Origin of the sequence: Cellulosilyticum sp. I15G10I2 (assembly GCF_900095725.1) — a bacterium.
Classification (GTDB): domain Bacteria; phylum Bacillota; class Clostridia; order Lachnospirales; family Cellulosilyticaceae; genus FMMP01.
The window spans coordinates 58,601-78,538 of sequence record NZ_FMMP01000025.1 but is presented as its reverse complement, the minus strand read 5'-3'; the positions used below and the strand labels follow the sequence as shown (position 1 = coordinate 78,538).

Sequence of the window (19,938 nt, the reverse complement as noted above, 5' to 3'; positions counted from 1 at the left end):
ACATGATAAAAGTATTAATGCATGGTTGCAATGGCAGAGTTGGGCAAACCATCTCACGAATCATATCACAACACGAAGGTATTCAAATCGTAGCTGGAGTAGATCCTTATTTAGAAGTTCCAAACGCCTTTCCTGTTTTTAGTCATATTCAGGAATGTAATATTGAGGCGGATGTAATTATAGATTTTTCTACAGCAAAGGCAGTAGTCCCTTTGCTTGAATACGCAAAAAACAAAAAAATACCAACCGTTGTCTGTACTACAGGCCTATCCGCCGAAGAAATCGCCTTTATACATGATATAAGCACTACAGTACCCCTATTCTTCTCAGCTAATATGTCTCTTGGCGTTAATTTACTCATTGCACTTGCTAAAAGAGCTACTGAGGTACTAAGTGATAGTTCTTTTGATATAGAAATTATTGAGAAGCATCACAATCAAAAAATCGACGCACCTAGTGGTACTGCGCTGGCCATAGCCGATGCTATTAACGAAACTTTAGATAACACCTATAGTTTTTGCTATGACCGCTCTACGGTACGCGAAAAAAGACCTAAAAAAGAGATAGGTATACACGCTGTTCGAGGTGGTACAATAGTGGGAGAACATGAAATACTATTTGCTGGAAATGATGAATTTATTTCTCTTACCCATCAAGCAACCTCCAAAGAAGTTTTTGCTGTAGGGGCAATTAAAGCAGCAAAATTTTTAGCCCATAAAGCACCAGGTCTTTATAATATGGAACATTTATTAGAGGCGTAATTTAAGAAAGAGCAGACTTGTTGATCTGCTCTTTCTTCTTTATATAAAGATTATTTGCATTGTATGAAGGTTCTTGGCAATAAGTCATTAAACACTATGTACCTTCTACAAAATTAATATTCCATCCCCGCTCTTCCTAGCATATCTTTTTGTGCAGGGTGCTTTATAGCTTTAACACAACTAATAGAGTCTGCTCTCTTTGCAATACACTCAGTCAGATTACGCCCAGTTAATACAAGCTCCATTTCATCCGGCTTATGGTCAATCAATTCACAAAGTTCTGTTTCTGCTATAATCCCTTCCTCTACAACATTAAGAATCTCATCTAATATTAAAACATCGCATTCGGCAGTATCCATTACTTTAATTGCAAAATTCAGAGCATTTTTTGTTTCGCTTCTCAGCTCTTCTTTTTCTTCTTCTGTAAGTGTCCATGTAAGTCCATGTTCTTTTTCAAAATGAAATACTTTAAAGTAAGGTTCTAAATCTCTAATAATTTTACATTCTCCCGCAAGATCATTTTTTAAAAACTGTATCATGATCACTTTATAATTATTGCCTACCGCTCTAATGCCAAGCCCCACGGCTGACGTTGTTTTACCTTTTCCATCTCCATAATAAACTTGTACAAGTCCATTTTTCATAGTTTTTCCTCCTTTACTCTATTATATAATAAAGTTTTGTCCAAATTGTTTAAAGTAATTCATTTTATCTTTATAATCTGGCATAATTTCTGCGATTTCCTGCCAAAACGCTTTACCATGATTAAAATGTTTTAAATGCATCACTTCATGTAAAACAATATAGGCTATCATTTCTTCTAAGGCACATAGTATTTTGACATTATAAGAAATATTTCCCTTTGATGAGCAGCTTCCCCATCTTGTCTTTTGATTACGAATAGTTATTTTGTTGTAGCTTACATGAATTAAATCCGCATAGTAGTCTGTAAGATTTGTTAAAATACTATCAGCTTGTTCTTTAAAAAACTGTTCAATAAGTCTTTCTGTTTCCTCACGGCTCTCTGGCTCTTTAAGCTTAATAATTAACTGATTTCCATCAACCACAACCCTACCTCTTAGCCACGGCTCCTTTATCTTGTAAATTTCTCTATATTCTCCTAAATACAAGATCTGATTCGTTACGCGCCAATCATGTTGCTTTTTATGCTGAGTCTTTTCTTGAACACGCTTTTCAATCCAAGACTGATGTTTTTGAATCAGTTTATTAATTTCCGATGTTTTTAAATAGTGCGGTACTTTTATAACAATATTTAGGTCATTATCTATATCAATCGCTACAGTTTTTCTCTTTTGTCTTATAATCTGGTACATATCTTTCTTTAACCCCTGCCCTGCTTATTTTATATTTAACTATTTCTATTATAACATATCTTTTATTTAAAGATGGGCTTTTCATTCTCGTTAGCATCCCACACAAAAGCAGAGCATGATATGCTCTGCTTTTGGCGGTTATTCAGCTGCTTCTTCTTCCTTGTTATTATTATCTGCAACTTCCATCTTTCCAATAGAAATCTCATAAGCTATTTTTGTAGTTGTTTCACCTGTTTCAAGCTTTTTCTGATAAATTCTGCTTTGAATTCTTCCCCATACTTTTATGTGGTCTCCTACTTTTAAATTCTCAGCAAACCTGGCATTTCTCCCCCATGTAATGCACGGAATGTAATCTGATTTATGATAAGACCGATTAACGGCAAGCAAAACATCTGTAATTTCCCGACCAAAAGGTGTCGTTCTATATACAGGTTCTTTGCACACATAGCCATTAAGATAAATATAGTTTTTATTTTTTAATAACTCTTGCTCTGAAACTTCTTTGGCTTCCAGAATAAATACTGTTAAAATAAGCCTGTTTTTACCGTCTTCATATTGATTGTAAGATCTAAACTGCCCTACAGTTTCTAATATCTTGCCTTGTATATTCCCTAAAGTCGGTAAGATACGCTCTGAAATAGTAACTGGTAAAATATCATAGGAATCACTTAACCTTGGCACCTCTAAATCAAAAGTATAGAACCCTTCTCCATATACTTTGTGACTAAATCTAATATCACTAACTACCTTCCCTATAAGCAGTACCTCGTTATTTTGTAGTATGTGTTCTACCATTCCCTACCCTCTCCTTATCCTCTATTTGTTCTTTAACAGTTTCATCTGTCAATATAATATCTATTCAAACTGGTACAACTTTATACCATGTTATAAACATTATTTTCTATAACAAATGTACTGGCATCAAAACCATATAGAATAAAGATAGCTGCCCCTGCTAATAATTCTTCAGTATACCGCGTTTTACCATATACCGGAAACTCTACAGGCATTGTAAATGTTCCCCTTTGAGTGGGCATACAAGTTTGTATACAGCATTGTATTTTAGTAACGCCTTCAGGATCTTTTTCTGCACTAGATAAAGAAATGTCTGCATCATTATGCCACCCATAAGTGATACATCCTTGTTTTTTTATATTATAAGTATCTGGAATGAGATAGCATTTACATTTAAAATATTTAAGAATTTTATGCTCAAAATAAAGTTTGTGATTTATAAAAGGTCTCTGGGCCATGAAATGATCAAATAGGACAATAATATCAAAGCTAAGATTTTTATAAAGATCATTTTCTATGCTATTTTTTTTAAACTCGATAATGAGCAGTTCTATTCTATCTTCTTTTTCTAAACATTCCACATAATTTTTTATAGATAGTGTTCTATTATTTTTGTAAATAATAGGTTTAGAGGGAGCAATGTGATGTATTCTAATACCTTGGCTTTTACTGATCTCATGAATATAATCAATCGTATCTTTTCCCATATCTAGTGTATTATCTACTCCAATTGTAATCATAGCTGATCTCCTTTAACTTTGATAGTGTACAAGTAGTTTTTACTATAAACTAATTTTTTATGTTTTGAGGGAATAAAAATATAATGTTTTAACATAATATAATCTCAAATTAAAAGTAAATATTTTTTATTTTTTTCACACAAAGTAGTATATGTTGATGTTATTTTCATATATTGTACTATATATTGTATATGCCTCTTGCAAACACATTAATTATATGGTAAATTAAATTAACTGTTATTTCCATGAATTCACGCTATATTAGAAGGAGATTATTAGATTATGATCAATTTAAAAGACCTTATTACCCGTTACTACACGCATTCTCTTGCCACAACACAACAAAGCGTTTATGATCTATTTACTTGGCATACTGTAGACGTAAAAATTACAGATTATAAAACTGGAAAAAGCATTGTACATATGGAGCATTTAGAGTTTCCTACCCATTTTTCTCAATCTGCATGCGACATTATTGCAAGTAAATACTTTAGAAAAAGCGGCGTTCCTACTGAATGCGGCCATGAAAATTCATTTAAGCAAATTGTTCACCGCATGGTCCATTTCTGGGTATGTTCGGCTTTTGATGAAGGCCTAATAGATGAAGCGTCAAAAGAGATTGTATATGATGAACTTGCTTATATGATGATTGCTCAAATGTGGGCACCTAATAGCCCTCAATGGTTTAATACAGGACTTAAATCAAGCTACGGTATTTCTGGCCCCAGTCAAGGCCATTATTACTTCGATCCTAATGTGAATGATGTTGCCCTCTCTGCTGATGCCTATACAAGAACGCAAGGTTCAGCTTGCTTTATAGTAAGTGTTCAAGACTCTCTTCTAGGTGAAAAATCAATCACTGATCAACTAGCTATAGAAACCAGACTTTTTAAATACGGCTCTGGTGTAGGATCTAATTGGTCGAGTATTCGTGCTAAAGGCGAAACACTCTCAGGCGGTGGCAAATCTTCTGGACTTATGAGCTTTCTCAAAGTATTTGACCGCAATGCAGGCGCTATCAAATCAGGGGGAACCACAAGACGGGCTGCTAAAATGAATATCTTAAACATTGACCATCCTGAGATTGAGGATTTTGTAAATTGGAAGTCTCACGAAGAAGATAAAGTTGTGGCTTTAGGGAAGATGGGTTATGATACGCACTTTGACGGTGAAGCATATGAAACTGTTTCTGGTCAAAACGCTAACAACTCCGTACGCGTAACGGATACTTTTATGGAGCAGATTTTTGATGAAGAAACGCCTATTAGTCTCACTAACCGCCTAGATGGTTCTTTATCACATACTATTTCTGCCAAAGTACTCTACGATCAAATCGCGAAGGCAGCATGGCGCTGCGGTGATCCTGGCATTCAATTTGATGATACCATTAACGCATGGCATACCGCACCAGCTGGTGAAGACGGCAATACTTTCGCATCTCATAATCGCATTAATGCAAGTAATCCTTGCTCTGAATATATGTTTCTGGATGATACAGCTTGTAACCTAGCAAGTATTAATATATTAAAATTTTATAATGCTGACTCCAATACCTTTGACCTAGAAGGCTATAAACATTGTATTAAAATGACTCAAATTGTTTTAGAAGCTACTATTCATCAGGGGCAATTTCCAACACCAGATATCGCTCGCAGATCCTATCACTTTAGAACAACTGGTCTTGGGCTTACTAATCTTGGTGCATTATTTATGCTGATGAAATTCCCTTATGACAGTGAAGAAGCGCGCAATATCGGGGCTAGCCTTATGAGTATTTTGACGGGTTATTCGTATTATGTTTCTTCATTATTTGCTAAGGAAATAGGTCCTTTTACTTATTTTGAAATCAATAAACCTTATATGATGAAAGTCATGCGCAACCATGCAAAATGCAGCGCCTATAGCGATACCGACTGCTTACTTGAGGGACTTAATTACTCACCGGTTGTTATTTCCCACGACTTACTTCTGGAGTTAGGGTTATCTGACATGAGCCAGACTATTAAAGAAATATGGCAAAACACCTTAACTGCTGGTGAGAAATATGGCTTTAGAAATGCACAAGTTTCAGTCCTTGCACCTACTGGTACTATTGCTTTTGCTATGGACTGTGCAACAACTTCTTCCGAACCTTTTTTCAGCCATGTGGCTTACAAAAAGCTTGTGGGTGGTAGTAGCATGGAGATAGTCAATCCAATTATCTCTGATGTATTAAAAAAATTGGGCTATAATACTGTTGAAATTAAAGATATTTTAGACTACATCTTAAAAAAAGAGCACAAAGAAGGTTATGAACAAATTGCGGATGGCAAAATCGAAGGGGCACCTCACCTAAAAAAAGAACACTATGCTATTTTTGATACAGCAAATAAGTGCGGTACCGGCAGTCGTTACATCGCCCCCAGCGGACATGTTAAAATGATGGCTGCTCTTACACCTCATGTATCGGGCGCTATTTCAAAAACGGTTAATTTACCACAAGAAGCAACCGTCAAAGATATTGCTAAAATTTATCATCTTTCATGGAAACTCGGCGTTAAAGCTATTGCTTTATACCGTGATGGGTGTAAATCTTCACAGCCGCTTAATACGACTATTAATGATCAGACAAATACTCAGCTTCAAAATCTAACTTATAAAGAACTTCTTGATTATGCGGAGAAAAAAGTGCTCGCATCACAATCACCACTTAGAATCAAACCGATTGGTATCAGAAAAGCGCATGTCCATGAGGCTGAAATCGCGGGTCTCAAACTTTATATTACGGTTTCCTTTTATGATAATGGTAAACTTGGTGAAATTTATGTATCAGCCGGCAGACAAGGCTCCTTAGTGAAAGGTTTATTAGACAGCATTTCTACCACTGTTTCTGAGATGCTTCAATATGGTGTACCAGCTTCAGATATTGCAAGTATGTATCGGGGTCAAAAATACGAACCGAGTGGTTTTGTGTATGGCCACCCCTATATTAAAATGGCGGATTCAATTTCCGATCTTATTAGCAAAATTATTGATATTGAGTTAGGTGATTTTTCATATTGTCAAGTTAAACCCTTAGCCTCTATGACCCCAACACCACAAGATATGCCTTCTAACAGCACAAAAATTTATGGTGAAACTTGTCCCTCATGTAAAAGTGAGAGACTGGTTAAAAACGGCACCTGTAAGGTCTGCATTGAATGTGGTACAACAACTGGCTGCAGTTAAACAAGGAACTTTTTTCCAGTTTTTGCATATTATAAATTAGGCATTTTATTTGACACCTTGTGATACTATATCAAAGAGAGGCGAGTATACAAAATGAATATCCCTAATAATGATCTCATAAAAACTTTAAAAAAAGAACTTACTTTTTCTATCGTTGATGCAAATTATAACTTGTTAACGCCTGAAATATTAGCCCTTAGTAGGCAGCTAGATGATTTAATGAATCCCCTATTTAAAAGTCAACTTGAATCTTCCCCGATCTCAAATCCCATTAACTTCTAAAAGGTTGTAAGAGCTTAGCTCTTACAACCTTGACTTATTTTAGGGTGTTATTTTATGCTGTCTGCCCTCAAAATCAAGTTTGTAGGGTTGATCTGTTATAACAAGTTTTGAGATTGGGACAATTTTATAGCCTTTTTCCAGAATACCTTTTATAATAGGTTCTAACGCCTGTGCTGTGTACTTAGAGTCATTATGCAGCAAAATAATAGAACCTGGTCTTAAGTTTTTATGATTAAGTACTTTGTCTATAAGGGGCGAAAGTCCGTATTCCTTCCAATCTAAGGAATCAACATCCCATTGAATAACATGATAGTTACATTCCTTGGCAGCTTCAATAACTGTGTTATTATATTCCCCATATGGCGGCCTATAAAGATTCGTTTCTTTGCCTACTACTTCTTTTATGATCTGATGCGCTGCCATAATATCTTTTTTAATAGCCTCTTTACTCATATTATTGACATGAGGATGCTTATCTGAGTGATTAGCTATATCATGTCCAGCAGCTGCAAACTTTTTGACTGCATCTGGATATTTACGTACCCAGTCTCCCACAATAAAAAAAGTCGCTTTAACATTATATTTATCTAAGATAGCAATCAACTGATCCGTATCATCAGCACCCCATGCAGCATCAAAGGTAAGTGCTACTAGTTTTTCACCATTTGTATTGACACAATAAATCGGAAGTAATTTATTATCAGCTGCATAATAAATAGAATGATTAAAAACAGAGCTAATAAGTATCCCTACAATAAAGCCTAGAAGATAAGGTTTTTTCCGCAAAGTATATTTCATCATGTTCCTCCTTACGTTAGTTCCATTAATAGACTACACATGACCTTATTTTTCTCATTTCGATATATTTTATACATATTATTGAAGCGCCCAACAGCCTCCACCCAGCGGCTTTAAAATATTAAAAATAGCTAGATCCTTTTTTTTAGCTTCAAAAACAACATCTGCTCGGGAGATATCAGATGCTTCTATACATTTTATAAACTCCGAATAATCTTCTTTAGTGATATAGTCCGCATGTGAAATTGAATTAAAATTGGGTTTGCCACTTGATAAATGATATTTATCTGGTGGATAACCTTTGATAAGTTTACTTATTTCCATCTCAGTACTCGGATTGCACCGATCATGGTGAAAATCATATACCCACTTTAATCTATGTGGTTCACAAAAAGCACATACATCATATGCGGTATAGGTCTTATCATCATTCTCAATAGATATTAGACTTGTATCAATCGCCTTAAGATTTTGTTTAAACCGCTTGAGTGCTTCTTTTTTATTACCATAACCGCCTCCTACATGAATAACAACATTACTTCCGTTTACCGCCTTAATCCATGCAGTCTGGGTATTGATCTCTTCAACTGAGCGTTTAACCACATCACTTTTGGGGCTTGATAATACATTAAACTGGCTCGGATGAATACTCAGCCTCAAATTATATTTTTCCCTCAGAAATCTTATGTTTTTAAAATGATTACACATCTCTTCATTATTAAGTACAATTTCTTCATATAAATGTTTTATATAGGGTTCAGTACAAAAAGGGATTAAATCCGAAGATACACGGTAAACAAAAATGTTATGAGCAATATTATAATCTACAATCTCTCTAAATAGTTTTATATTATGCCAAATCACTTGCGAAATTTTATCTTTTTCTTTATGCTGTACAGTACTTAACCTATAGGTCCTAAAAGATGTATTGAGCGCAAGATTAATACAAGCATACCCTGCTCTTATTTGTGTCTTATAAATAGTCATTATTAGTTTTATCCTCTTTTTTTGTGTTTTATATAGAGAAACAACATATAAACTTGACTTATACATCACTATAAAGTTGTTTCACAGAATGATTTCACATCACCTATTATTGGGAATAACTAAAATTTAAAGATGTGAAATCTATATGAAAAGTAATATTACTAAAGCTATTATCTACATTTATACATAAGTCATACATAAATAGTGACAAAAAAATAAGAGCTCCTCTTTAAGGAACTCTTATTTTTAGATAACTCTTTTATAACCTATTATAGGGTCGTCGCCTCTTTGCCAAATAGGCACTATACATACCGACTTGCCCGGTACAGGCGCATGAATAATTTTATCATTTCCAATGTAGATAGCTACATGTCTTACAGAACCTCTGCCATAGAATACCAGATCTCCTGGAAGAAGCTCTGCGCGCTCTACTTGCTTGCCGTTTGATTTATATTGATCACGGGAGCTTCTTTGTAAACTCACGTTAAAGTTTGCATAAATTTGTTGTGTAAATCCCGAACAATCTACACCTGTTTGTAAACTTGTTCCACCGCTTCTATAAGATAGTCCAATAAATTGTTTAGCATAATTAACAACTTCTTCCCCTTTGTTAATCGCCTTTATTTCTGGCTGAACAATAACTTCTTGTGTTTGACTGTCATCTTGTTCATTACTTTGTACTTGCAAATATTGTTTTTGTATGTAAACCAACTCATTACCTTCAATTAAAATACCATAATAATCATCTACTGTTTCTACTATAGCAAACTCTTCACCGGCAGCTAAATAACCTGCTGGTTTTGCTTCTTCACTTGGTACTTCATAAGCTAAAGTTCTTTCCGTAACTAGTCCTTTATCAAGGTCTGCTGCCCATATGTTTGAGGTGAAAATCGTAAATATTGCAGATACTGTTAATATACACCTTAATATGCCTTTTTTCACTTTTACTTACCCCCAGTTAGTTGTCTATTATGTATTCTCTATGTATTTAATCTTAATAATTATTACAAAATTATTATAAACTATAATCAATTATGTGTCAACTACTGGTTGTCCTATTCATATTTGGTTTAAATTAATTTATTATTTAAACAATATTCATTAATTTAATACTCTTTTCATGCCAATAAGTGGTTTGCCATAATGTAATGCACTCATCTTTATACCGGATTTTGCATCACTCGCATGTATAATCTGACCATTTCCAGCGTAAATAGCTACGTGGTCAATCCTTTTTCCATTTGAGCCATAAAATACAAGATCTCCTGGTAATAAATCTTTTTCACTTACACGATAGCCATTAGCTGCATATTGCGCTCTTGAACTTCTCTCAATATTGACACCGAAATGCCTCATGATTTGTTGTGTAAAGCCTGAACAATCTACACCATTTGTAAGACTATTACCGCCAAACACATATCTGCCTCCTAAAAACCTCCTAGCATAAGCTACAACTTCTTCTCCTCTATTCGTTTCTTGTCCTTTTACCTGAGGGGCACTTTGAGCTGCTGGCTCTGTTTTTGTATAAGGCAGAACATCTAATCCATCTTCTTCTAATTGGCTTTTATAAATATAACCTTCTTGATCATTCACTTTAATTTTATAAAAATCATCTTGTCTTTCTAAAACTAATACAAGCTGCCCCTTCTCAAAGAACCCTATAATATCCGCTATAGGTGAGGCTTCTTCTCTAAGTTTAGTTTCATCCGCTGTAGTATATGCAAGTTTTCCAACTAAGTCAATATCTTCTATGTTTATTACTTTTTGTATGTTTTCATCTGACGCTATTATGTACGCTTCATCTTGCTTCGCTATTATCTTAACGAGGTCTCCTTTTTCTAGAGGTATGAATGTCTCCTCAGAGCTCTCTTCGGGATCTGTCTCCGCTACGTCCTGTACTACTCTTACTTCAACATCATTTTTTAATGTCCCATATACTGCCGCATTAGCCGTCCCCATAACCGACATTGATACAATCCCCATGATCAGTATTTTATTAAGTCTCATTGTATACCTCCTAATGCATTTTTATTAGTTATTAATAACATATTTAAATTATTAACTATTTGTTACAAACTTATTATATATTTTTTCAGAGTGTTTGTCAATAAATGTATTCCCATTTTTTTTACAAAAAACCTGCTAAGAAAAATCAATAGTTTCTGAGCAGGTTTTTGCATACAAATAAGCCAGCATAATCTACATTTTATCCCAGCTTAGTTATTTTATAGTATTTTACTTCTATTTAACTATAAGATTCTTTGACTCGTGCATAATAAATTCTTAGAAACTTATTCAAACCTGCCATTTTTGCCACTTTGCTTGCTTTTCCTTCGGTCTCTTTCTTTATCATAAACTTATAAACTGCATCTTGCTCTAGTTTAATACTTTTTGGACATTTCATTACTCATATCCTGTCTTATTCAATGTTGATGATCCACGTTTTGAAATCCTTCGTTGTATTCCTGTAAACTGACCTGATTGATAGGGCGGGGCATCTATTCCAGCATATGCTATTAATGCTTTACCACTATGAAACCGTTTTACATCCCCTATTTCTCCAATTAATCGTGGGGCTAAAACTTCTCCTACACCGCGCAGCATTCTTATTACTTCATACTCTTTTAATGTCTTTGCTAATACTTACATTTGTAATAATATTATAAATAGAGTCTTTTGGATTTCTCGAAGAACTCTCACTGATTCCAATACTAACATTTTTGTCGATGGGGCATTGGAGTCTAACGTTGGGATACCTTGCTGAGCTAAAGCATAGATAGTTAATGCTTTGCTTTCGCTTTGATGGTATCCTTTATTTTTCGCCCAGGTTTTATAACTGTTAATAAACTGTTTTTCACTTTTATTTGTAATGTTATCATAGTGCCAATACTTTTCCACAAAGTCACACAGTTTATCTTTCTCTGGTTTATCCGAACGGTTTTTTAACAGAGATTTTATTCTTGGCATTGTATAATCTATCATATGTGTCAATGCTTGTTTACTTTCTATACATAATTTTATGTAGTGAGTATACTGACGTCCAAGAATCGTAATTGTATATATGTTTCTTCGCTCATTTCCTGACTTCTTAAATGAAACCAATAATCCAATCCATAATTAGCAATCTTTATTGCATCTAGCTATCTGTTTTTCCTTTACGCAAAACAGCACTTGCATACTTCTTCACCACTAATGGATTAATTACAGCTATAAAAAATCCTTGAACTTTTAAAATGGCCAACACTGGAAGATGATAATCTCCTGTGGCTTCCATCACTATCCTGACTTCATCATCTAATCTTTCAATCATCCTTACTAACTCTGATAAATCCTTTTCTGTATGACTTATTTCAAAAGGTTTACTTATCACTTCTCCATAGGGTTTTAGAATACACACTGTACTTTTGCCCTCAGAAATATCAATCCCTACGCTAATCTTATACAACCTCCAATATAAGATTAGTAATTGTCTCTACCTCCACTTACTACCATTCATTTTGGTTCGTTACACGAAAGCCACTATTGGTTTCAACCTGCTTAATCGAATGCTTATATTAAGGGATATCTAACAGTTTTTATGACGGATGTGGTTAATCCAAAAAGAGCCCTGCTAGACCAATTACCCCCTTAATTATAATAAAAATAAGTGCAGCTGTCTTATCAGGTATACAGACCTAACAACTCCACTTTTATAGTACCAAAAGATGCCCTCATAAACTTTCACGTTTAGAAGGGCATCTGCACACCTTGTAATTAATTTTGATATCATTTTTTTAGTATTAATCATCCCTATGCTTTATTTTATCAAGCAAGTGAATGACTAATTATTTTTATGCTCGTAAATAATCGCTTATGACAGCTCTTTCAATCCTAATTCCTTTAAGAATTGATTGTGGAGTGCTTTAGCATTCGTTATTTTATCTTCAATTAAACTAAGCTCTTCATTTACTTTATTAACGTCGATGATTTCTTCTTCAATAGCTGTGTTTACATATCTCGAAATATTCAAGTTGAAATCATTCTTTTCAATTTCTTTCATCGAAACACGGCGAGAATATTTTATATCATCTTCTTTTCGACATTGATACGTCTCAACTATTTTATTAATATGTTCTGGTAATAAAACATTCTGACGCTTGCCTTTTTCATAATAGTCAGCTGCATTGATAAATAATACATCATCAAATTTCTTACATTTTTTAAGAACGAGAATGCAAACAGGAATACCAGTAGAGAAGAACAGGTTAGCAGGTAGACCAATAATGGTATCGATATTCCCATCCTTCAGAAGCTTTGTTCTAATTCTCTCTTCAGTACCACCACGGAAGAGAACACCGTGCGGAAGAATAATTGCCATTGTCCCCTCATCACTTAAAAAGTGAAAGCCGTGCAATAAGAATGCAAAATCAGCTGCAGATTTTGGTGCAAGGCCATAACCTTTAAAGCGAAAATCTTCTGCCAATGTATCAGTTGGCTCCCAACGATAACTGAAGGGTGGGTTTGCTACAATAGCATCAAATTCAAGTTTTTTAGCAGGGTTCATTTCATTTAAAATATCCCAATCATTCAGAAGTGAGTCTCCATGAAAAATCTGGAATTCTGAATCTTTTAATCCATGAAGTAACATATTCATACGTGCAAGATTGTAGGTAGTAATATTTTTTTCCTGTCCGTATATCTGTCCAATAGAATTTGCTCCGAGCTGTTTTCTTACATTTACGAGAAGCGATCCAGAGCCACAAGCAAAATCAAGCACTCGTTTAAGCTGTTTCTTTTTCCCTGTACTTGGGTCTTGACTATCCAGCGTAACGATTCGAGAAAGAATCGTTGAAATTTGTTGGGGCGTATAAAATTCTCCGGCTTTTTTACCTGATCCAGCAGCAAATTGCCCAATCAAAAACTCGTATGCATCCCCTAAAATATCACCATCATTAGGAAACTCAGAAAGTCCCTCAGCGATTTCAGTAATGATAGAACACAACATAGTATTACGAGAATCATAAGTCTTCCCAAGTTTGTCAGAATCAAGGTTTACCTCTGAGAATAATCCACGAAATGTACTATCAAAAGATTCATTTTCTATGAATTTAAAACCCACTTGCAATGTCTTCAAAAGGTGATTATTCTGTGTACGAGCTAACTCATAAATATTACTCCAAAGGTAATGTGGTTTGATTACAAAATGAACTTTTCGACGCATTTGCTTCTCAAAAGTGGTTATCTGATCTAAATTGTTACTATACCAAAGTACGAGTGGTGTTAACTTTTTTGATTCTAACAACACATGATGTTCATCAATCATCATTTCTTTCACTTGTTCTTTCAATTGCTGTTTATGAAAATAATTCACTACCTGTTCTTTTAACATATCAATTTTCTCATCTTGCTTGTAAGTAGCATAGATGTTATTTATTTCTTCCTCACATTGCGCGTAATCACTCCCAAGTTCTTTCTTCGCAGCTTCCTCATAATTATCAGAAAGGTATCGCAAGAAAAGAAATGATAGCATATAATCACGGAAGTCGTCCGCGTTCATAGCTCCCCGCAGTTTATCGGCTATTCCCCATAGTGTAGCTCCTAATTGTTTTTGTTGATTATCGTTCAAAGTTAACACCTCTATTCCTCTCCGAATAATTCAGAATTAAATTTATAAGTTTCCATAAATCCATTTATAATTTTTCTGAAAATCTCCTTATTATCATCAACCATTTCAACAGGGTCGAACAAAGAGTAATTTCCATGGCTTAACAAATTCGTCATTCGCGCATGTATAGATCCATCCAAATCATCACTTTCTTGCTTAATACAAGCTGAAAATTTATCAAAGCCATGAAAGGACGCCGTTTTTTCAAGTATATTTCTTAGTATATTAAAATGATACGTGTACAATTTCCCTGAATCTGCTGCACTTTTCAATTCTTTTAACAAAGCAACATGGTGAAAAAATGGTGTATCACCAGTAGTCCGTGTTATATATTTCCCTTTTTCTTTATTAAAACTCAAGAAGCGACTCTCTGTGTCTGCTCTTTTCAATTCATTATACATTATGTTGTAAAATAACGCATGATGCGTAGAAATAACTGTTTTAGCGTTACTATTTCTAATGAGTTCTGCGAGTTGACATGCTACAGCTACAACATTATTATCATCAAGTGACGAAATCGGGTCATCTATGTAGATGTATTTAACCCAATTATATGAAATGTCTTCTAGCGTTACCAGTTGGACTATTGAAAGAAAAAAACACCAAATAAAAATAATCTCTTCACCTCGAGATATTTTTATATCGTTGATAATTTCTGTTCCTTCTCGAGTTCGGATTTCTCGTGAAAAGCTAATGTATCCATCATCATAATTAATAGTAAAATTAAAATCAGCATGTACTTTTAAAAATTCTCGAATACGTGTATCCATTTCAAGCTCTCTTAGCCCATCAAAAAAACGAGAATTTTTATTAAAAAGTAATCGCCTGTCTGTATCCGTGTCTAAATCGTTATGCCAAGTAAACAGATCCTCCGTAAAGGCATTATAATATAAAGTGTCCCGAGTTCTTTCTCCACTACTTCTAATTGTTTTTTTACCTAAATCTCTAAATTCACCAGAAAGTCTAGTTTTTCCAGTTCCATTATAAGCAAAAATGAGAAAGTATTTCTTAGTATCCGATGTGTCAGCAGTGCCTAATGTATCGCGTATGTTTCTGGCTAACCTTTTTAAATTGGGAAAGCTTTTATTGCTCATTCAACCACCTCCTGAGTAGATGGAAATAAACTTTGTATTAAGGCTTTTTTGTGTTGTTTTAATGCTTCTATATTTTCATTTTGAGCAGATATTAAATCATCAATACTTGATAGGCAATCTGCTATTTTTTGTTGTTCGTCAATAGAAGGTAAGACAATAATAAGTGATTTAATAATTTGTAAGTTTAATCCACCACGTCCGCCATCGCCTTTAGAAAGTTGTCTTAATTCATAATATCTATTATCTAAATTGTGGTATAGAAAATTACTGTCAAATACCATTGAATTAGGAAAAATGGCCGCAATAGATTGATTAACGCACAGTTCAACCATATTCATTGCAACAGTACCACGTGTTTTCCCCTGACCAGCTAATCCTATCAATACGCATTGATTAGGTATTAATTTAGTGCTTGATTTTTTTAGTCCGATCTCGGTTATTCTTCCTGAAACTTCATAAACTTTTTTTTGATTAAGTTCACCGGAACTCATCCACCTAATTGAACCGTTCCAATACTCTGGCTCTAAAGTGCTTGGCGTTCCTCCAGCAATTATATTATCTGAAATTTGACCTATAGTTTTAATTGACCAATGTCCTAGATTTCTAAACTCAGGAAATCTCCATTCGGGAACAGTTTCACCATCAGCAGGGAATAACTTTTGCATTAATCCTTTTTTATGGTCTTTAAGCGCCAGAAGCTTTTCATTTTCGGCCCTTATTAGATCATCAAGAGAGGAAAGGCAGTCTGCAATTTTTTGTTGTTCACTAAGTTTAGGTATCGCAATAGGCATTTTCCATAAATACTTATTATCAACACTTAAAGCACCGTTAGCTCGAGCACCTACTGTAATATATTTTCTTAACCATTTACCATGATAGTTTGAACTAAACAAATGGTTAAAAAATTGTGGAGAACTTTCTTTATGAACAATCCTAAAACATGTAAATATGCTATTAGGTAACGCCGCTTTATCGTATCCCTGAAGCATGGCTATATAACCTTCAGGATATAGTTTTGTGGCACTCTTGTTGTATGCAAAATCACCATTTTGAATCACATAATAATTCTTATATGAATTTCCTGCAATTTCTCTACCAAATTTTTCAGTTTGTGGTATTAGACCAACACCTGAGGTAACGCTCATCAGAGTATAGCTATCTTCACCAGCTCTATCTTCCACTGATACAGATAACGACCCAAATGTAGTAATGTCCCACTTATCATCATCCTTAAATTCTATGAACCGTAATTTTGGAATCACTTGTTTTTTGCTTTTACTCATATGCTTTTAACCCCACAATCTCACGTCCACCTGCTAATTTTTTCAGAAGTGGAATCAAATCACCCATCAGTTCTAGTTCTTTCTTGGTTCTATCCCTCCAACCAAGGTCAAGCGGTTCAAGAAGGTCGCTTAATTTTTCGCCATCAAATATCATACGTCCAATAATTTCATCAACAAATGATTTTAAATTAACGGGCTCAAGCCCGTGTATGGATGCAATTTTAACAACCTCTTTCACGGATTTTTCTTCTTTGAATTTTTGATATCCAACTCTTATAGCCTTTTCATCCAAGCCCTTGCCAGCTTCTAGGGTATCGATATATTCTTCAATATCTTTTCTTTCTTCCATCAAGTTAGAAGTAGAACATATAAGATCAATTAATTCTTTTTTAGTCATTTTTTCTTTCTTTGGTACATCAGGTTGCGTGTACTTAGAAATCAGTGACATAATATAATCATAATCAATTATGGCCGAGGAAAATAGAACAAACTCAAAATCGAGCTGTTCAATTTCCGGCAACTTATGGTCTATATCTTTTCCTTGCTGTGACTTTAACTGTTGTGCCGTTTCAATATACACTCCACGGAATGCACGTAAAGTATCTTCTGGTAATAATTTATCTATCTTCGTAGCTTGTTCCTCTTTTATATCGGTATATTGATCAAGTTGTGTTTTAAGCCGTTGCACTTCTTTGAATTTATCAATAAACTCTGCGCGTGCTGTATCACCTTTTAAATTACTTACCTTTTCCGGTTTACATTCTAATCCTTGAGATTCCATGAATTTTTCAAGAGTCAATACGGCTTTTTCAAGTTTTTCAACAATAATTGGAGCTGGGTCAACAAGCCAAATTTCCTTAACCTTTTCGCTATTTTCTTTGCCTGAGAATAACTTTATGGCGTAATTAATCTCATCTTCATGACCTCTAAAATCTATTATGTTGCCATAAGGTTTAGTAGGATTTAAAACACGATTCGTTCTTGAAAACGCTTGTATTAAGCCATGATGTTTCAAATTTTTGTCTACGTATAGGGTGTTCAAATATTTTGAATCAAACCCTGTTAAAAGCATATCTACAACAATCGTAATATCAATTTTATTTTCGTGTGAATAATCTGTATTTGTATATTGCTGATCTTTGATACGCTTTTGAACATCTTGATAATATAAGTCAAACTCATTTATACTGTGGTTTGTGCCGTATGCGTCGTTGTAGTTTTTAATAATTTTTTTAAGCGCTTCTTTTTTCATGTCTGGTTCTTGTTCATTATCAAGTTTTTCCTGAACAAGGTCTTCTTGAAGTTGTTTCACATCTTTGTCACCCTCGGCAGGTGGAGAAAAAACACAAGCAATATTAAGAGGCATAAAGTTAACGTCTTTCTTTTTTCGTTCTACTTGTAGTTCCTTAAATAATTCATAATATTCAATTGCATCATTAATACGCGCTGTAGCAAAAAGAGCATTGTAACGTCTGTTGTATGTTGCTGCATCATGTTTTGCTAGAATAGCTTCAGTAACTGCTTTTTTGCTGATTGTTGAGTCTGCTTTTGCTGCTTTCTTAACATCATCAGGCTTAAAATAATCAATATGAAACCTAAGAACATTACCATCATCGATGGCATTTGTTATTGTATAAGCATGTAACAGTTGTTGAAAAACATCATCTGTAGTTCTATAAGAACCAATAGTTCCATCAATTTGCTTGTAGGTTGAGTTTTCTTCAAAAATAGGCGTTCCAGTAAAACCAAAAAGTTGAGCCTTTGGAAAAAAACTCTTTATTGCGTCATGGTTATCGCCGAATTGGGAGCGGTGGCATTCGTCAAAAATAATTGCAATACGTTTGTCACTAAGTTTCGTCAAACGTTCTTTATAGGTTAATTGGCCCTTTTTCTTTTTCTCTTGGTTCCTTTTACTATCTTCATTGAGAGCAAGCCCAAGTTTTTGAATAGTGGTAACAATGACTTTATCCTTATAATCATCAGAGGTAAGTCGTCTAACTAAACTTTCAGTATTTGTGTTTTCTTCAACACATCCTTCTTGAAACTTATTAAACTCTAAACGAGTCTGTCTATCAAGGTCTTTTCTATCTACGACAAATAAACACTTTCCAATTTCTGGATTATCCTTCAAAAGTGTAGATGTTTTAAACGATGTTAAGGTTTTGCCACTTCCAGTGGTATGCCAGATATATCCATTTCCTCGGTTTTGTGCAATGCAATCCATTATTGCTTTAACAGCATAAATCTGGTACGGGCGCATAATCATTAACTTTTGCTCACTTACCACAAGTACCATATATCGGCTAATGAGCTGACCAAGTGTACATTTTGGTAAAAAGCTATCTGAGAATTCATAAAGGTTCGTTATTTTATCATTTTTTTCGTTGGCAAACTCATATATTGGTAAAAATCTTTCATCTGCATTAAAGCAGAAGTGTTCCTTGTGATTATTTGCAAAATAATACGTTTTTGTTTCATTACTCACGATGAATAGTTGCATAAAGCAAAGGAGTGAGTTGGTGTAACCATTTCCTGGATCGTTTTTGTAATCAACGATTTGCTCCATTGCTTTTTTAGGCGTAATAGTAAGTGATTTTAATTCCACTTGAACAACAGGAACACCATTTATGAGTATAATAACGTCATATCGATGGTTGCTATTATCTGTGTTAATTCGTAGTTGGTTTATCACTTCAAATTCATTTTTGCACCAATCTTTAATGTTTACAAGCGTATACTGCAGAGGCGTATCATCATCTCGTTTAAATGTATTAATCTCTCGTAACGTTTTGGCTGCAGTGAACACATCTGCAGTGATAATACTATCTCTTAAGCGTGCAAACTCAGAATCGCTTAACTTAACACGATTTAGTTTCTCGAAGTGCTGTTTAAAATTAGCCTCAAGAGAAGCTTTATCTCTAATGTCGTCGCGATACGTGTATTTTAAGTCTTTAAGTTTCTCAATAAAAGCTGACTCTATATGCTTTTCTGCTTTCATCATCTGACTCCTCTC

Annotated in this window: 15 protein-coding genes and 1 pseudogene; 3 read left to right on the top strand and 13 right to left on the bottom strand. The window is 34.4% G+C overall.

Translation table 11 applies throughout. The annotated features are described in order from the left end of the window. Positions 1–2 precede the first annotated feature (2 nt). A complete protein-coding gene (gene dapB, locus BN3326_RS18790; RefSeq protein ID WP_070000797.1) occupies positions 3–761 on the top strand; it encodes a 4-hydroxy-tetrahydrodipicolinate reductase in 759 nt (252 codons plus the stop codon). Positions 762–874: 113 nt separating this feature from the next. Here dapB and BN3326_RS18785 read toward each other — a convergent pair whose 3' ends face one another. The 4 genes from BN3326_RS18785 to BN3326_RS18770 form a co-directional block, all read right to left on the bottom strand. Continuing rightward, complete coding sequence (locus BN3326_RS18785; RefSeq protein WP_070000796.1) at positions 875–1,405, bottom strand: cob(I)yrinic acid a,c-diamide adenosyltransferase; 531 nt, start codon at positions 1,403–1,405, stop codon at positions 875–877. A 21-nt stretch (positions 1,406–1,426) separates the two neighbouring features. Continuing rightward, the gene (locus BN3326_RS18780; RefSeq protein ID WP_070000795.1) at positions 1,427–2,095 is read right to left on the bottom strand and encodes a M48 family metallopeptidase; all 669 of its coding nucleotides are present in this window, start codon (positions 2,093–2,095) and stop codon (positions 1,427–1,429) included. 138 nt (positions 2,096–2,233) lie between these two features. Beyond that, positions 2,234–2,890 (bottom strand): single-stranded DNA-binding protein, encoded by a 657-nt coding sequence (locus BN3326_RS18775; RefSeq protein ID WP_070000794.1) that lies wholly within the window; start codon positions 2,888–2,890, stop codon positions 2,234–2,236. Between the two features lie 80 nt (positions 2,891–2,970). Then, complete coding sequence (locus BN3326_RS18770) at positions 2,971–3,630, bottom strand: hypothetical protein (RefSeq protein ID WP_070000793.1); 660 nt, start codon at positions 3,628–3,630, stop codon at positions 2,971–2,973. A gap of 282 nt (positions 3,631–3,912) precedes the next feature. Between BN3326_RS18770 and BN3326_RS18765 the strand changes: the two genes are divergently transcribed. Together BN3326_RS18765 and BN3326_RS18760 are read left to right on the top strand one after the other, a co-directional pair. Further along, positions 3,913–6,837, top strand: coding sequence for a vitamin B12-dependent ribonucleotide reductase (locus tag BN3326_RS18765; protein ID WP_070000792.1), 2,925 nt, complete (start codon positions 3,913–3,915; stop codon positions 6,835–6,837). 93 nt (positions 6,838–6,930) lie between these two features. Then, the gene (locus BN3326_RS18760; RefSeq protein ID WP_070000791.1) at positions 6,931–7,119 is read left to right on the top strand and encodes an aspartyl-phosphate phosphatase Spo0E family protein; all 189 of its coding nucleotides are present in this window, start codon (positions 6,931–6,933) and stop codon (positions 7,117–7,119) included. Positions 7,120–7,158: 39 nt separating this feature from the next. Here the strand turns inward: BN3326_RS18760 and BN3326_RS18755 are convergent, their stop codons facing one another. The 9 genes and pseudogenes from BN3326_RS18755 to BN3326_RS18715 form a co-directional block, all read right to left on the bottom strand. Continuing rightward, positions 7,159–7,917 carry a polysaccharide deacetylase family protein gene (locus BN3326_RS18755; RefSeq protein ID WP_070000790.1) on the bottom strand — a complete coding sequence of 253 codons (759 nt, stop codon included), beginning with the start codon at positions 7,915–7,917 and terminating at the stop codon, positions 7,159–7,161. Between the two features lie 78 nt (positions 7,918–7,995). Beyond that, positions 7,996–8,904 (bottom strand): UV DNA damage repair endonuclease UvsE, encoded by a 909-nt coding sequence (uvsE, locus tag BN3326_RS18750; protein ID WP_070000789.1) that lies wholly within the window; start codon positions 8,902–8,904, stop codon positions 7,996–7,998. A 246-nt stretch (positions 8,905–9,150) separates the two neighbouring features. Beyond that, the gene (locus BN3326_RS18745; RefSeq protein WP_070000788.1) at positions 9,151–9,846 is read right to left on the bottom strand and encodes a C40 family peptidase; all 696 of its coding nucleotides are present in this window, start codon (positions 9,844–9,846) and stop codon (positions 9,151–9,153) included. Positions 9,847–10,005: 159 nt separating this feature from the next. Further along, on the bottom strand, positions 10,006–10,911 hold the full coding sequence (locus BN3326_RS22465; protein WP_070000787.1) for a C40 family peptidase: 906 nt from the start codon (positions 10,909–10,911) through the stop codon (positions 10,006–10,008). A gap of 238 nt (positions 10,912–11,149) precedes the next feature. Beyond that, positions 11,150–12,340, bottom strand: a pseudogene (locus BN3326_RS22925) (IS110 family transposase). Positions 12,341–12,754: 414 nt separating this feature from the next. Next, positions 12,755–14,509 (bottom strand): type I restriction-modification system subunit M, encoded by a 1,755-nt coding sequence (locus tag BN3326_RS18730; protein WP_070000806.1) that lies wholly within the window; start codon positions 14,507–14,509, stop codon positions 12,755–12,757. Positions 14,510–14,520: 11 nt separating this feature from the next. Next, the gene (locus BN3326_RS18725) at positions 14,521–15,642 is read right to left on the bottom strand and encodes an AAA family ATPase (RefSeq protein ID WP_070000786.1); all 1,122 of its coding nucleotides are present in this window, start codon (positions 15,640–15,642) and stop codon (positions 14,521–14,523) included. Further along, a complete protein-coding gene (locus BN3326_RS18720) occupies positions 15,639–16,925 on the bottom strand; it encodes a restriction endonuclease subunit S (RefSeq protein ID WP_070000785.1) in 1,287 nt (428 codons plus the stop codon). Before BN3326_RS18720 ends, BN3326_RS18725 begins: the two co-directional genes overlap by 4 nt. Further along, entirely contained in the window at positions 16,918–19,923 is a 3,006-nt protein-coding gene (locus BN3326_RS18715) for a type I restriction endonuclease subunit R (RefSeq protein WP_070000784.1), read from the bottom strand. The genes BN3326_RS18720 and BN3326_RS18715 overlap by 8 nt, the downstream gene beginning before the upstream one ends. Between the last annotated feature and the right edge of the window lie 15 nt (positions 19,924–19,938).